The organism is Streptomyces sp. MnatMP-M17 (genome assembly GCF_900091995.1).
Lineage (GTDB): Bacteria > Actinomycetota > Actinomycetes > Streptomycetales > Streptomycetaceae > Streptomyces.
The window spans coordinates 1-1103 of sequence record NZ_FMDK01001284.1 but is presented as its reverse complement, the minus strand read 5'-3'; the positions used below and the strand labels follow the sequence as shown (position 1 = coordinate 1103).

The following is a 1103-nucleotide window of genomic DNA, read 5'->3' as shown; positions in this document are numbered from 1 at the left end:
GGGCGGGCGCGCGGGGGGGCGCGCGAGCAATGGGGGAGCCGCCGTACCGGTGCTCCATGAGGCGGAATGCCGGTGCGGCGGAACAATGACAACTGGGGGGTTTGATGACGATTCGACGACCGGGTCCGGTCATCAGGCACGGAAGACACCACGCACGCAGGACGGCACTCGCGGCGGTGTGTCTGGGCGGACTGGCGGCACTGACCGCCTGCGGTGGCGGCGGCGGCGACGTGTCCGGCGAACCGTCGGGCAGCGGCTACACGATGACGGCGGAGCCGTCGCCCACGGAGACGACGGCGCAGGTCACGCCCTCCGTGGCGGAGACATCCGCGCCGACCGAGGAGATCACCGACGAGTCCTCGGACGACACCTCCTTCGAGGAGGACGACAGCGCGGGCGACACATCCTCGGACAGCTCCGGCGAGGAGGACACGGCATCGGGAGTGCCGCGCGGCCGGTGGACGGGCACGGCGACCATCAGCGTCGGCTTCGCCGATCCGGGCTGCGCGGAGGCATCGGAGTCCTACGAGCTGCCGGCGACGCTGCTCATCGACGATCCGGTCGGCGGAGAGGAGAACGGCTTCCATCTCTCCTGGGCGAGTGACAGCCAGACACCGGCGGGAGCGTTCGGTGTGACCTCCGCGCTCGACGGGACCGACACCGTGGACGGCGAACCGGTGGCCATCAGCTACTGGTCGCTCTCGGACGACGGGTCGGGCGACATCTCCGGAAGCCTCACCGATTCCGGCGCCGCCGAGGGAGCCGCGCTGAACCAGCTCTTCGTACCGAAGCCGATCCTCCCGTGCAGCCAGTACATGGTCTTCCCGTACGGCATGGCGACGGGCACCACGCTGGAGGGAACCGTGACCGAGGACTCGGCGTCGCTGACACTCAGCGGTACGTCGCTCGACGGGACCAGGAGCTTCCGTGTCGAATGGTCGTGAGGAGCCGGAGCGCTCCGAGGCGGTCACGGACGCGGACCGTGCGGGACGTGCGGAACCGCTGGACGTCTGGGCCGGGCGGATCGCGGAGGCGGTCGCGCCGGACGAGATCTCCTTCGCCGGGCTCACGGCACGCGTATACGCCGAGGGCGGCCGGGGCCG

The 1103-nt window shown here is 71.0% G+C and carries 1 protein-coding gene; it reads left to right on the top strand.

Going from position 1 to position 1103, the window contains the following annotated elements; translation table 11 throughout:
• Positions 1-104 precede the first annotated feature (104 nt).
• On the top strand, positions 105-944 hold the full coding sequence (locus tag GA0115259_RS38590; protein WP_141716914.1) for a hypothetical protein: 840 nt from the start codon (positions 105-107) through the stop codon (positions 942-944).
• The last annotated feature ends 159 nt before the right edge of the window (positions 945-1103 follow it).